The 13812-nt window shown below is 41.4% G+C and carries 13 protein-coding genes; 6 read left to right on the forward strand and 7 right to left on the reverse strand.

The features are described 5' to 3' along the window. The first annotated feature begins 45 nt into the window (after positions 1–45). Together U5K72_07775 and U5K72_07780 are read left to right on the forward strand one after the other, a co-directional pair. Positions 46–1482 carry a lipopolysaccharide biosynthesis protein gene (locus U5K72_07775; GenBank protein MDZ7718696.1) on the forward strand — a complete coding sequence of 479 codons (1437 nt, stop codon included), beginning with the start codon at positions 46–48 and terminating at the stop codon, positions 1480–1482. Between the two features lie 329 nt (positions 1483–1811). Further along, entirely contained in the window at positions 1812–3371 is a 1560-nt protein-coding gene (locus U5K72_07780; GenBank protein MDZ7718697.1) for a sodium:solute symporter, read from the forward strand. Positions 3372–3373: 2 nt separating this feature from the next. On the opposite strand, the gene coaBC is transcribed toward U5K72_07780, so the two are convergent. The 7 genes from coaBC to U5K72_07815 form a co-directional block, all read right to left on the reverse strand. After that, on the reverse strand, positions 3374–4567 hold the full coding sequence (coaBC, locus tag U5K72_07785; protein MDZ7718698.1) for a bifunctional phosphopantothenoylcysteine decarboxylase/phosphopantothenate--cysteine ligase CoaBC: 1194 nt from the start codon (positions 4565–4567) through the stop codon (positions 3374–3376). A gap of 2 nt (positions 4568–4569) precedes the next feature. Continuing rightward, the gene (locus U5K72_07790) at positions 4570–4863 is read right to left on the reverse strand and encodes a DNA-directed RNA polymerase subunit omega (GenBank protein MDZ7718699.1); all 294 of its coding nucleotides are present in this window, start codon (positions 4861–4863) and stop codon (positions 4570–4572) included. A gap of 5 nt (positions 4864–4868) precedes the next feature. Then, the gene (gene gmk / locus U5K72_07795; protein ID MDZ7718700.1) at positions 4869–5441 is read right to left on the reverse strand and encodes a guanylate kinase; all 573 of its coding nucleotides are present in this window, start codon (positions 5439–5441) and stop codon (positions 4869–4871) included. Beyond that, the gene (locus U5K72_07800; protein ID MDZ7718701.1) at positions 5434–6315 is read right to left on the reverse strand and encodes a YicC/YloC family endoribonuclease; all 882 of its coding nucleotides are present in this window, start codon (positions 6313–6315) and stop codon (positions 5434–5436) included. The genes gmk and U5K72_07800 overlap by 8 nt, the downstream gene beginning before the upstream one ends. 126 nt (positions 6316–6441) lie before the next feature. Then, the gene (gene glmM, locus U5K72_07805; protein MDZ7718702.1) at positions 6442–7788 is read right to left on the reverse strand and encodes a phosphoglucosamine mutase; all 1347 of its coding nucleotides are present in this window, start codon (positions 7786–7788) and stop codon (positions 6442–6444) included. Between the two features lie 66 nt (positions 7789–7854). Next, positions 7855–8397 carry a cob(I)yrinic acid a,c-diamide adenosyltransferase gene (locus U5K72_07810; GenBank protein ID MDZ7718703.1) on the reverse strand — a complete coding sequence of 181 codons (543 nt, stop codon included), beginning with the start codon at positions 8395–8397 and terminating at the stop codon, positions 7855–7857. 44 nt (positions 8398–8441) lie between these two features. Beyond that, positions 8442–9059 carry a YigZ family protein gene (locus tag U5K72_07815; protein MDZ7718704.1) on the reverse strand — a complete coding sequence of 206 codons (618 nt, stop codon included), beginning with the start codon at positions 9057–9059 and terminating at the stop codon, positions 8442–8444. Positions 9060–9258: 199 nt separating this feature from the next. On the opposite strand from U5K72_07815, the gene U5K72_07820 reads away from it, so the two are divergent. The 4 genes from U5K72_07820 (at position 9259) to U5K72_07835 (ending at position 13803) form a co-directional block, all read left to right on the forward strand. Then, positions 9259–9966, forward strand: coding sequence for a succinate dehydrogenase cytochrome b subunit (locus tag U5K72_07820; GenBank protein ID MDZ7718705.1), 708 nt, complete (start codon positions 9259–9261; stop codon positions 9964–9966). A 33-nt stretch (positions 9967–9999) separates the two neighbouring features. Continuing rightward, entirely contained in the window at positions 10000–11919 is a 1920-nt protein-coding gene (locus U5K72_07825) for a fumarate reductase/succinate dehydrogenase flavoprotein subunit (GenBank protein ID MDZ7718706.1), read from the forward strand. A 145-nt stretch (positions 11920–12064) separates the two neighbouring features. Further along, positions 12065–12814, forward strand: a complete 750-nt coding sequence (locus U5K72_07830) for a succinate dehydrogenase/fumarate reductase iron-sulfur subunit (GenBank protein MDZ7718707.1) — start codon at positions 12065–12067, stop codon at positions 12812–12814. A gap of 266 nt (positions 12815–13080) precedes the next feature. After that, on the forward strand, positions 13081–13803 hold the full coding sequence (locus U5K72_07835; protein ID MDZ7718708.1) for an outer membrane beta-barrel protein: 723 nt from the start codon (positions 13081–13083) through the stop codon (positions 13801–13803). The last annotated feature ends 9 nt before the right edge of the window (positions 13804–13812 follow it).

Genomic DNA, 13812 nt, shown 5'->3' on the forward strand with positions numbered 1-13812 from the left:
CCAAAAAATCACAAAAAACCGCTAATCCGATGATTTTACACGAAAATGAGTAATCGTCCTTTTGCCCGCAGAGTAGCTTCGTCGGTATTGTATAGCGGTGTGGGTTCTGTTTCAGCTCGTCTTTTAAATGCTGTTGCCCTCTTTTATACGCTAAAAGTTATTTCTGAAGAACAGTTTGGAATTGCTGCTCTTGCACTCGCTTTTTTTAGTACAACCAAAGCATTAACAGAGCTTGGCCTTGGCACGGCTATCGTACAGGAAAAAAGAATAGGACGAACCCAAATTGATTCTCTTTTTTGGACCAGTTTTTCCCTTTCTGTTGTAGTTTATTTGATCATATTTATTGCCTCCCCGTTCATCGCTTCATTTTATAATACACCTGTACTATCTGCCATGATAAGAGTCTACATGCTTGGCATCATTGCATTTAGTTTTTATATGATCTCAAGCAAACTAATGATGCGAGAGCTGGAGTTTAAGAAGCTTGCAATTAGCGACAATGTAGCGCTTGCATCATCGGCCGGTTTGATGATCTACCTGGCATATGCCGGTTTTGGTGCCTGGGCCATTATCCTGGCTGAACTGGCAAACAAAGTGGGACAGATGCTTTTTTGTATGGTCTTTAAGCCCTATTGGCCCCGATTGCAATACAGTTACAACCAGGTTAAAGGACTGATTGAATTCGGAATGTTTACTACCGGATCCAACTTTTTTCAAAAATTTTATATGAATGCCGATTACCTGATTATCGGAAAATTCTTTTCGATGGAACTCGTTGGAATCTATTCGTTTGCTTACAGGCTGGTTTTCGATACGGTTAAAGAGTTGGCGAATGTTATTAACCGGGTGGCGTATCCGGCGTTTGCTAAGCTACAGTACGATACTCCAAGACTACGGAACTACTTTTTTACGATGTCTCGCGCCAGCATGCTCCTGGTGGGAACAGTCATGGTTATTATTGGTGTGTATATCGACTGGTTTCTGCCATATGTAGGTTATGAAAAATGGTTGCCGGCCGTTCCCTACATGAGAATATTTGTAGTTGTGGGAATTATTCAGTGTCTCGTTACACTACTGCCTAAGCTAATCAATGCCAAAGGTGAGGCCCGGTTTATTTTTTATTACACTTCGGCAAATGCCATTCTTCTGCCTGCCGGTTTCTTAATCACGGCCCAGTACAGTATGATGGCTGTTGCCTTGGTTTGGCTTACAGTTTACCCTCTTGTATCGGTTGTAATTATCTATTTTGGAGCTAAATTGACAAAGACGAATGCCTGGACATTTGGATTGAAAAGTATTGCCGCCTTCGGCACACTTATACCATTAGCAGGGTTGGCGTATATCGTTCGGTATGGAATTAATTTGATATTCGGGGAGGCCAACCTGCTGCTGATTGCTCTGGCATCAATCTTCGTCTTTACTGTTGCTGCAACCGTAATATGGTTCCGTGAACAGGATGCGATTCAGGCAATTCGGAGTTAGAAAATATTAGCTTTTAATAGAAACCTGAGTGTGAGTAACCTCAACCCCACACTGTTCGCAGGTTTCTCGGGAGTTAAAATAAAATTGTTAGTAAACGAACGCTGTTATCTCAATGCTTTCGAATGCATCTTGAGGATTCCGATGAATGATGCTGTTAACCAGTAACCGAATTACAGGAGATTCCTTAGTTATGGATTGGTCAAGACCATATAGACATTTCTCTCGTAATATCTCTTTCATGTTTACTATTTGCTTCAATATTTCTTTTGATTCGAATCTGGAATTCTGTTTCTTTCCAAGGAAAATGCTTGAATTGAATCGATTGAGGAATGGGATTTACACTGATTGATGGCATTGTTGTTGTACTTTATTTGATCGTTGTAGCCGTTTTTGGGATCTGGTCGGCCGGCACTCAAAACACCACAACTGACTATTTTTTGGGAGGACGTGGTATGCCCTGGTGGGCTGTTCTGTTTTCTGTGGTGGCTACTGAAACCAGTACGTTAACGTTTATCAGTATTCCGGCGGTTGCATATGGAGGTAATCTTACATTCCTGCAACTCACCTTTGGTTATATTCTCGGCCGTTTGATTGTAGCGGTATGGTTACTCCCCGGCTATCTGCAGGGTGAACTGGCCACCGCTTACCAATTCCTGGAGAAGAGATTTGGTTCAGGTATGAGGAAAGCCGCCAGTTCAACATTTATTGTTACACGATTACTGGCCGATGGAGTGAGACTCTTTGCTACAGCCATTCCTCTGGCTATCATTTTTCGTTTTGCTGGAGTATTTGAAACCCTGGGTGATATTCAGGTTTATCTCCTGGCGATCTCTGTTATATCTTTAATTACACTCATTTATACCTTTCTCGGTGGAATTAAAGCTGTTATCTGGATGGATGTTGTTCAGATGGTTGTCTACATAGGCGGTGCGTTATTTGCGCTGTTTATGCTTTTTGGGAAGTTACCGGTATCAGCAGCTGATGCATTTTCTGCATTAAGCAGTTCGGGAAAATTTACACTTTTTAATTTCGGATTTGATCTGACCTGGAGTGAGTTTCTTGCCGATCCTTATGTATTTTGGGTATCTATTGTTGGAGGTGCCATTTTTTCTATCGCTTCCCACGGTACTGATCAGCTCATTGTACAACGTCTGTTATCTACGGGTTCACTTAAATCAGGCCAAAAAGCATTGATCTGGAGCGGTATTGTTGCCAGTATGCAGTTTGGTCTTTTCCTGTTTATCGGGTTAATTCTGTTTGTATTTTACGGCGGCCAGTCACCTGCTGATATTGGATTGTCAACCACAGATGAAGTTTTTGCTCGTTTTATTGTGGATCATATGCCGGTTGGAATTGCCGGGTTAATTGTCGCCTCTCTTTTCGCTGCAGCAATGAGCAGCCTCAGCTCCTCACTGAATGCACTCGCTTCATCTACGACCTACGATATTATTAAACCGATGTCTGGGGCCGACTGGGATGACGCTAAAGAACTTTGGGTCTCACGAATGGTAACTATTTTTTGGGGAGTGGTTTTAACCGGTTCAGCATTTCTCTTTACCTGGCTTCAACTCAGTGGAGATGACCGCCCGGCCATTGTGGAGCTTGGCCTGGGAATTGCTTCTTATACATACGGGGGATTACTGGGTATCTTTGCGTTGGGACGGCTTTTCCCGAAACCGGGCAAAACAGATGCAATGATTGGCTTTTTTACCGGCCTGATCTCACTTCTTTTTATGGTTGAAGGAGCTCTGCAGCAATTCATTCCGGGAGAAGGACTCACCATTGCCTGGCCCCTCTATACGGCGGTAGGAGCAATCATTGTGATTGTTGTGGCTAATCTCTCTTATCTTATTCGTGCTGGATTTGGCAATAATCAGGAAGAAAATTAAGGTTACCCGAAGATTGTGTTTAGGATCTCTTTGGCAATCTCTTCTTTGCTGCCCGAATAAAATTCTTCTGAATCAGAACTGATTAGCATAATTTTATTTTCATCAGCGCCAAATCCGGTATTATCACCTGATAATTGATTGGCACAGATCCAGTCCAGGTTTTTCTTTTCCAATTTTTTAACAGCATTTTCCTGAAGATTTTGCGTCTCCATAGCAAAGCCAATTAAAATCTGTCCCTCATTTTTTTGATTTCCCAGCCACTCCAGGATATCCGGATTTTTTACAAGCTGAAGCTGATTGTCTGCAGTCTCTTTTTTCATTTTCTGATCTTGAACATGGGAGGGTTTATAATCAGCCACGGCAGCCGCCATAATCACAACATCAGCATCTGCATGATTTTTGACGAGATCAAAAAGATCGTCTGCAGAAATGAAAGATTGTGCTTGAATTCGATCTGGAATTTCAATTGAAATGGGTCCATGAAGAAGAGTCACATCAGCCCCTAACAATCGGGCGGCTTCTGCCATGGCAAGCCCCATTTTTCCACTGCTGGGGTTGGAAATGAATCTTATCGGGTCGATAAATTCTCTTGTGGGACCTGCCGTTACAAGTACCTTTTTCCCGGTCAGAGGCCCCTGAATTCTGTGCTTTTTTATGATTTTTTTGGCCTCATCCAAAATAGCATTGGGCTCAGGAAGACGTCCTTTTGCTTCAAGTCCGCTGGCCAGATATCCTTCATCCGGTTCAAGAAGATAATGCCCCAGTGTTTTTGCTTTTTTAATGTTCTCCGTAACGGCATTACTTTCATACATCTCGCCGTCCATGGTAGGGCAGATTAAAAGTGGGCATCGTGCAGCAAGTGCAGTAGAAGTAAGCATATTATCAGATTGCCCCTGAACAATTTTGGAGAGAGTATTTGCAGTGCAGGGAGCAATTACAAAGAGGTCAGCCCAATCACCCCAGTGGATATGTTTTGTCCAGTCACCTTCGGGATCTTCATCACTAAAAACTTCAACTGCAACTTTGTTTCGGCTGAGGGCTGCAAAGGTTTCGGTGCCAACAAAATGGGTTGCAGAGGGGGTCATGGTAACCCGGATCTCAGCACCTGCTTTTTGAAATTCACGCAGAAGGTATGCTGCTTTGTATGCAGCAATACCACCGGTAACGCCAAGTAAAATGCGTTTACCGGCGAGCATAATTAGATCTCTTCTTTAGGATATCGGTAAGTAACTTTCCCTTCAAGCATCTCATTTACGGAACGCTGTGCAGCATGGGGAAGTTGTTCAAAAGCTTTTGAAATACGCTCTTGTTCTTCATTGAAGGTAAATTCATCTTCATCTTCAAATCCTTCAAAATATTTGAGCTTTTCGTCGAGTTCGAGCTTTTCCTGGGCGGCTACTTGCCGGGCTCTTTTCGACATCACAACGATCTTTTCGTACTTATTTCCTTTTTTTTCACCCAGTTTATCTAAGTCCAGTGTTCTTATCGGCATATTATTTATTTGTTTATAAAGTTGGTAACAAGTTCTTTGATCTGGCTGTATGCTGTTTCCAAATCGTCATTAATTATTACATGATCGAAACGGTTAGCATAACCCATCTCTTTTTTGGCGCGTTTTAAACGGACTTCAATGTCATGATTTGCATTGGCTGCCCGTTTCTGCAAACGCTCTTTCAGAACCTGAATAGATGGTGGCTGTATAAAAATTGCCAGTGCATTTTCTTCAAATATTTCCTTAACATTTAACGCACCAAGTACATCAATGTCAAGCAAAATAAAATATCCTTTTTTAAGTTCATTTTCAACGTTTGAACGAAGTGTTCCGTATAGCGTTCCATCGTACACTTCCTCCCACTCCAGGAAATCTCCGTTATCGATACGTTTTTTAAATTCCTCTTTTGATATAAAGTGATAATTTACGCCATTTTTTTCGCCTTTCCTGGGGGGGCGTGTTGTGGCACTGACCGAAAATCGTACCTGGTTAAAGTCCCTTAAGATGCGTTTTGCCATGGTTGTTTTACCACCACCGCTGGGTGCTACCAATACCAGGATTTTTCCTTTCTTACTCAATGTTTTGGACCTGTTCTCGTATTTTTTCCAGTTTTTCTTTTCCAAGCACAATATGATGTGCAATTGTTGAATCGTTTGATTTGGCTCCGATCGTATTCAACTCCCTGTTAATCTCTTGCGAGAGAAAATTCAACCGGCGTCCTACGGGTTCATCATTTTCAAGAGCTTCAAGGAAAAATTTAAGGTGAGATTGAAGTCGAATGATCTCTTCATTCACATCCATCTTGTCAATTAAAAGAGCAATCTCCATTTCGAGGCGATCGGGATCAATTTTTTCTTCATCAATCATTGTATTGATTCTTGTTTGCAATTTCTCTCTTACTTCCGGATTACGTTTCCCGGTAAGATCTTTTACTGTGTCTACCATTTCAGATATTCCATGAATTAAATCTTTAAGATCGTTACTGAGTTCTTTACCCTCCTGCTTTCTCATTTTATTTAACAGATCGAGTGATTTGTCGAGAGCCTCCTGTGTGCAGCTCCAAATATTTTCGATATCCTCCTCATCTTCTTCCTGGCTTTCAAAAATATCATCAAACCGTAAGAGGTCGTCTAATTGGATGGGCTGATCAATGCCGGCCAGGTTTTTCACCTTTTTCAACATATCGGTGTATGCTTTTATAAGCTGTTCGTTGTATGTAATGTCTGGGGATAACTGATCGGTTTTTTCGACATTTACATTAACGTGAGCCTTCCCCCGCGCCATTTTTTTCTGAATCTTCTCTTTTATATCAAACTCATATTCCTGGATGCTCTGCGGTACGCGGATGGAAATATCAAGATATCGACTGTTGAGGGTTTTGATCTCAACAGTAACCTGAAAGCCGTTTGAGGATGATTCTCCCCGGCCAAAACCTGTCATTGATTTGATCATAGAGATTGGTTAGTTACAATTAATCATTCAAAAATAATAAAGCTGAACCACGAAACCTTATCAAAATTAAAGAGGTTTTAAGATCATGAAATTCGATCTCAATAAATCCTTAGTTGTTAATAGAGTCTACTGAATTAAAGAGATTACATTTGCTGCAAGTTTTTCCGCCTCATCTTTAGTTTTGGCTTCGCTGTAAACTCTGACAATAGGTTCCGTATTCGATTTTCGAAAATGCACCCATCCTTCCTCAAAATCAATTTTTACCCCATCGGTTCGATTGATTTTTTCATGTTTATAAGCTTCGGCAACTTTATCGAGAAGTTCATCGGCATCTACACCGAGATTTTTCAGTTCAATTTTTTGCTTACTCATCTCGTAATCAGGCAGGCTCTTTCGATACGCAGATGCACTGATATTCCGTTCGGCAAGTAGTTGAAGAATCATCGCCGAACCCACAAGGGAGTCTCGTCCGGGATGAAGATCCGGGTTGATGACCCCGCCATTTCCCTCTCCGCTAATAACGGCCCCTTCTTTCTGCATTACTTTTACAACATTAATTTCGCCCACAGCCGAGCGGTGACAGGTATGATTGTATTTTTTAGTGATATCCTCCGCCGCACGAGATGATGACAAATTTGTAGCCGTGTCACCCGGTTTTTTGCTCAACATAAAATCAAAAGCGGCAACCTGTGTGTACTCTTCCCCAAAAAAGTTCCCATTTTCATCCACGAGAGCAAGTCGGTCGCCGTCGGGATCTGTAACAATTCCCAGGTCGCAGTTATTCTGTTTTACATATGTGCAGATATCATGCAAATTTTCAGGGAGTGGTTCTGGATTATGAGGAAAAATTCCATTCGGTTCACAATGAAGCCTTTCAACCTGAACGCCCAGGGATTCTAACATTTCGGGCAGTGCATGTGAGGCTCCTCCATTGACGGCGTCAACGGCAACTGTGAATTTTTTTTCTTTAATTTTATCAGTGTCTATATAAGGAAGGCCCAAAACTTTTTTTATGTGATATTCTGTGATTTCATAATCTTCTTCGATGCTTCCTGTCTTATCGAATTTTTGATATGTAAATGTACCTTTTTCGGCAAGATCCAAAACTTTCTTTCCCTGTTCTGCGTCCAGGAATTCACTTTTGTGATTAAGTAATTTAAGAGCATTCCATTCCTCGGGATTGTGGCTTGCGGTTAAGATAATTCCGCCTGCAGCATCATGTTTTAAAACTCCCATTGCCACAGTTGGGGTAGGAGTAATACCCGCTTTCACCACATTACAACCTGTGCTTTGAAGGGTGGCGCAGACAATATCTTCACAAATTTGTCCGGTTACACGGGAGTCTCGGCCTACAACTACAGTTCCTCCGTCGAGCCAGGTACCGTAAGCAGCCGTAAAATTAACGAGATTTTCAGGTGTGAGATGCGTCCCAAATATGCCCCGAATTCCCGAGACGGAGATCATTAATGCCATGATGAATATGATTTATAATTTTTTGTTAAAGGTATCGTGATTAGAAATATTTTATTAAGCTGCAATCTATTCACTCTTCCACTGCGTCTCTTTTTCCCCGGCTTCCTGATTTTCATATCGTGCCATAACAAAAAGAAGATCCGACAATCGGTTCAGGTAGATGATAATTTCATCTGAAACAGGATTCTCAAGTTTTAGTGCCACCGTATGCCGTTCAGCTCGTCTGCAAACGGTTCGGGCCTGGTGTAGAGTAGCTCCAGCTGGTGCGCCGCCGGGGAGGATAAAAGCAGTAAGTGCTGGTAATTTTTCATCCAGCTCGTCAATCCAGTTTTCTAATTGTGTTATTTCTCTGGAGCCAATCCGGTTGATTTTTGTCTTTTTAGAAGGCAAAGTTGCCAGGTCGGCTCCCAAAACAAAAAGCTGGTTTTGCAGTTCCTTTAAGATAGCTTCACCGCGTTCACTGAGTGAATATGTAAGTACAATTCCAAGAATAGAATTTAACTCGTCAACAGTTCCGTACGCTTTAATACGGAGGCTGTTTTTTCCAATGCTGGCACCACCGAAAAGGGAGGTGGTGCCCTTATCGCCTTTTTTAGTGTATATTTTCATAGGTAAAATATTTTTTTTGAAGGTAAGAAGCCTGTCGGAGTTTATCAGTTCTTTATGTGAAATGATTCATCCATCTTTTTAAAATTAATGAGTTGATGTTCCATAGATTGAATGGCTTTTTCGAAGGATTTGACTTCATCTTTAGGGCAACCCACTTTCATCTTCACAGTTTCAAAATATGAGGATTCAAGTTCGATCCAGGAAAATGTATTTTTCCATTTTTCAATAAGTGCTTGCTGAGAATAATCATATTCTAAGTGATAAGTTTTGATCGGGATGAGTGTTTTTAACCGAGCCGATTCTACCGATCTCTTAGCTGAAATTTTATAAGCATCTATCAATCCCGCCTTCCCAAGCTTGGTGCCTCCATAATACCGAACCACAATTAGAATTACATTCATCAGGTTGTAAGACTTGAGGGTGTTTAGAATTGGGAGTCCGGCCGTTCCATTTGGTTCACCATCATCAGAATAGAACTCAACAGGCTCATTGGGGTTTATCAAATATGCATAGCAGTGGTGGGTTGCTGTGCGATGTTCATGTTTTACAGCTTCAAGTTGCTTTTCAATATCTGTATCCGTTGTGGCTGGAGATAGATATCCTAAAAATCTGGAACTTTTTATTCGATATTCTGAACTGAAATTTGAGACTACGGTTTTCACATACAATGATTTTGAAGGTGAATGAACATCAACAATTTAGACCATTTCTTAATAAGCTCGAAATGGATTTTCCCGATCATTATCTTGCCTTTTATGGCAAAACAAGCGAATTTAAAGTTATAGTTTTGGAACTGAAATATTGTTCATCTTGTTATTATATCGATTTAAAAAATCTTCAGACATTTAAACAAATTAACCTATGCCATCTCTATCTGACGCGTTGAAATCGCAAGTTGGCCGAAAATTTTTAACAGGGATTACCGGACTTCTGCTCGTCTTTTTTATCATTTTTCACCTAATGGGTAACCTGGCTATTTTTGGAGACCCCAATGCAATGAACGAGTACTCAAAATTCCTACATGGTTTTGGCCCGCTTTTATGGGTTGCCAGAATTGGGTTGTTGATTGCGCTGATTCTTCATGCCTGGATCGGAATATCTATCTGGTGGAATAAGAAGAAAGCACGTCCGCAAAAATACAAAGTTTACAGCAGTAAAGGTGGTCCAAGCAAACAGAGTCTCAGCTCGCGAAGCATGGCTTTTACCGGTGTAGTTCTGCTTGTATTCCTTGTCATTCATATTCAAACCTTTGCCCTTGGCGATACTGAAACTATTACTATTGCAGGGGAGCAATATCATGATCTAAAGACATTAGTAATTAATACATTTGCAAATAGTGCTCTTTACACTTTCGGGTATACTATTGTAATGATTTTACTTGGCACTCATCTTGGGCATGGTATCTGGAGTGCATTTGTTTCGCTTACTATGCGTAGTAAAAAAACGTCAGCTATTGTTTATTCAGCAGGAGCTATATTGGCGGTTGTACTTGCTATAGGATTTCTGTTCATTCCGCTATATATCTATTTTGGCGGAGGATGTGAGGCAGCTCTTATTAGTTGTAATTAAAAGAAAGATTGTAACGATCATATAAAACCTATTATGAAGTTAGATTCAAAAGTACCTTCGGGTCCCTTAGAAGAAAAATGGACAAACCATCTGCAGGATATTAAACTTGTAGCTCCAAACAATAAGCGGAAGTACAATATCATTGTTGTTGGAACGGGTCTTGCGGGTGCATCAGCAGCTGCGAGCCTGGCGGAACTTGGATATAATGTAAAATCATTTTGTATTCAGGATTCAGCCCGCAGAGCTCACAGTATTGCGGCACAGGGTGGAATTAATGCAGCGAAAAACTATCCGAATGACGGAGACAGTGTTTGGCGGCTATTCTATGATACTATTAAAGGCGGTGACTACCGAAGCCGTGAATCTAATGTGTATCGCCTTGCCCAAAATTCGAACGAAATAATAGATCAGGCTGTAGCCCAGGGAGTTCCATTTGCCCGGGAATATGGTGGACTTCTGGACAATCGATCTTTTGGTGGAGCACAGGTTTCCCGAACATTTTATGCACGAGGACAGACGGGACAGCAGCTTCTTTTGGGTGCCTATCAGGCCATGATGAAAGAAATACACTCAGGGAAAATTGAGTACTATCCAAGGCATGAAATGCTGGACCTGGTTACAGTTGATGGCCGGGCGAGAGGAATTATTACCCGCGACTTGGTTAAAGGGGATATCAACAAATTTGAAGCTGATGCTGTTGTACTTTGTACAGGTGGTTACGGCAATGTTTTTTATCTCTCCACAAATGCAAAAAACTCAAATGTAACGGCCGCGTGGCGTTGTCATAAACGAGGAGCGGCATTTGCAAATCCTTGCTACGTTCAGATTCATCCAACCTGTATTCCGGTATCCGGTGATTATCAGTCTAAACTGACACTTATGAGTGAAAGTTTGAGGAATGATGGACGTGTATGGGTTCCGAAGAAAAAAGGAGATGAACGCCCACCAAACGAAATCCCGGAAGATGAACGGTATTACTATTTAGAAGAGAAATACCCAAGTTTTGGCAATCTGGTACCGCGTGATGTTGCATCCAGAAATGCAAAGCTTGTGACGGATGACGGCATGGGTGTCGGTGAAACCGGTAAAGCTGTTTACCTCGATTTCAGAGATGCTATCAAACGAGATGGTATCGAAACCATTCGTGCGAAGTATGGAAATCTGTTCGATATGTATGAGAATATCATGGACGAAGATCCATACGAGGTGCCTATGAAGATTTTCCCGGCAGTTCACTATACAATGGGCGGCCTTTGGGTTGATTACAACCTGATGAGTAATGTTCCCGGACTTTTTGTAGCCGGTGAAGCGAATTTTTCTGATCACGGTGCCAACCGGCTTGGTGCAAGTGCATTGATGCAGGGACTTTCTGATGGATACTTTATCATACCCTATACTATTGGAAACTACCTGGCAGAACATAAAACCGATGATCTCTCTACGGATCATGAGGCGTTTTCAGAAGCAGCCGAAACGTCAGAAGCGCAGCTCAAAAAATTACTCTCCATTCAAGGTGATAAGACCATTATTGAATTTCACCGGGAACTCGGTAAGATCATGTGGGATAAAGTCGGTATTTCCCGGAGTGAGGAAGGGCTTGAAAAGGCAATTGAAGAGATTCGGGAATTGCGCGAAGAATTTTGGACCAATGTTCGGGTGCCCGGAGAGATGACTTACTACAATAAGTATCTTGAATTTGCCCTTAGAGTGGCAGATTATTTTGAACTGGCCGAGCTGATGGCGATTGATGCTCTCGATCGGGAAGAATCCTGCGGTTGCCATCTTCGGGATGAATATCAAAGCGAAGAGGGTGAAGCTATTCGAAATGACGAGGAATATTCATACGTCTCTGCGTGGGAATACCTGGGTGTGAACGGAAAACTCAACACCAAGCTTCATAAAGAAAACCTTGAGTTTGAATTCGTGGAACTGAAGCAAAGAAGCTATAAATAATCTCGATCTCTCAAAGAAACAGACAGACAAGAAAATTTTAGTTTTTAACCAACGACTGAAAATAAATTGAATTGATTTTAACGCCGCTGAAAGTTTAAATAATATTATTTGATTTAATTTTTAGCGCCCCTATAACTAAGGCAATATGGCAGATTTGATGACGATACATCTCAAAGTTTGGAGACAAAAAAATGCGAATGATTCCGGTCGTTTTGAGGACTATACTCTCGACGAGGTTAACGAACATATGTCTTTCCTTGAAATGCTGGATGTTCTCAACGAAAAACTGATGATGGACGATGTAGAACCAATTGAGTTTGATTACGACTGCCGTGAAGGAATTTGCGGATCGTGCAATCTCGTAATTAATGGCCGGGCACACGGTCCGAAACACAAGACGGCTGTCTGCCAACTCCATATGAGAAATTACAATGATGGCGATACAATTGTCATTGAACCTCCAAGAGCAGCATCATTTCCGGTGATTAAAGATTTAGTCGTCGATCGTTCCGCCTTCGACCGAATTATTGAAGCGGGCGGTTATGTATCTGTCAAAACAGGGTCGGCGCCGGAAGCAAATCTTATTCCAATCGCCCAGGATACAGTAAATGAATCGTTTGATTTTGCTACCTGCATAGGTTGTGGTGCGTGCGTGGCTGCTTGTCCGAATTCATCTGCATCTCTGTTTACAGGTGCCAAGTTGGGTCATTTGAATATGCTTCCCCAAGGTCAACCTGAACGAGAAAAACGTACCATCGCAATGGTTGAACAGATGGAGAAAGAAGGGTTTGGTGATTGTTCAAACCACGCTGAATGTGAAGCGGTTTGTCCGGTAGGAATTAGTATTGCAGCGATAGCCGAGATGAGAAAAGATTATCTGAAGGCTGTTATTTAGATTACTTTTGATAAGTCACTGCAAGAGTGCCTGCCTTAGTGATCTGAGCGGCTATTTGTTAATGTAGAGCCGTCTGGAAATTCTATTTGATAATTGACCTTTGATATAAAATTGGTTCTTCAAGTCCTGTTTTTTCAGGGCTTTTTTTACTTTTAGAAGAAACTCTGAAAACCAGCCTGTCGTATAACTTTTAAATGAGACGTTACAATCAAATAGTAGAGAAAGTTTTCGTCTGATAATTTAAAACTAACGGTGAAAAAATCTTTATGAAGAGAATTTTAATACTTACAGTATTTCTATTTATTGGCTTTTCAGGTTCAATATATTCCCAGGAACTTCAAGCTGCTTTTGATTTCGGAGTCGGAATTCCACAGGGTGATTTTCGGCAGCAGTCTGATCACATTGGTGGCGGAATAAATGTAATGGGCGGATACAGGTTGCCAAACTCACCGGTAATGCTGGGATTGGAGTTTGGATTTATGAATTTCGGAACAGATACCCGTGAAGAAGCCTTAAGTAAAAATATTCCAGATGTAAGAGTGGAAGTTGAAAATAGCTATAACCTCGTTCATGGAGATTTACTGCTCCGATTAATTGCACCACCTTCAACGATCCGGCCATATGTTGACGGACTTTTTGGCTTTAACTACTTCTTTACAGAAACGGTTATACGCGACCGGGATAATTTTTTTGATGATGAAGAGAAGCTCAGTGATACTAATTTTGAAGATACGGCACTCAGTTATGGTTTTGGGGCCGGGTTACAGATCCGACTGTGGCAAAAACGTGATGAAGTAACACAAGCACCGGATGACATTGAACCCTCTTCAGTGTATATGAATCTGCGCGGGCGATATATGTTTGGACGCGAAGCTGAATATTTACAGAAAGGATCAATTAGTACGGATAATGGCAGGGTTACTTATGATGTAACCCAGTCTGCAACCAATTTGCTGCATTTAAAAATTGGTGTAGGTGTAAACTTTTAAAATCAGATT

This window comes from Balneolaceae bacterium, assembly GCA_034521495.1.
Lineage (GTDB): Bacteria > Bacteroidota > Rhodothermia > Balneolales > Balneolaceae > Rhodohalobacter.